Source organism: Arcobacter lacus (genome assembly GCF_003063295.1).
Taxonomy (GTDB): domain Bacteria; phylum Campylobacterota; class Campylobacteria; order Campylobacterales; family Arcobacteraceae; genus Aliarcobacter; species Aliarcobacter lacus.
Genome location: NZ_MUXF01000018.1, coordinates 1 through 339, shown reverse-complemented (window position 1 = coordinate 339; position 339 = coordinate 1). Strand labels below are relative to the sequence as shown.

At 29.2% G+C, this 339-nt stretch carries 1 tRNA gene; it reads left to right on the top strand.

The window, feature by feature from the left end:
- The first annotated feature begins 83 nt into the window (after nucleotides 1–83).
- Nucleotides 84–158, top strand: a tRNA-Asn gene (locus B0175_RS08780).
- Nucleotides 159–339: the final 181 nt, after the last annotated feature.

The following is a 339-nucleotide window of genomic DNA, read 5'->3' as shown; positions in this document are numbered from 1 at the left end:
AAAATTAACAAAAAATCTCTTGACAAAAAGAGAAAAAGGTATTATAATTCCCGTCCAATTTAAGAGAATAAGTTAAAAAAGATTCCGGCATAGCTCAGCGGTAGAGTAGATGACTGTTAATCATTTGGCCCCTGGTTCGAACCCAGGTGCCGGAGCCACTTAAGATTTTAAATGTGATCTTTAAAAGAAGAAAAGTTTGTAAAGAAGTAATCTTTGTAAACTAAATATGTTAATCAAACAAAAAAGAGAAAAAAAACAAGAAGTAAAACTCTTGTCTATTCGAAAAAAAACATGAGTGATAATTTTGTAATTAAGTAATTATAAAATATGTCAGTTTCA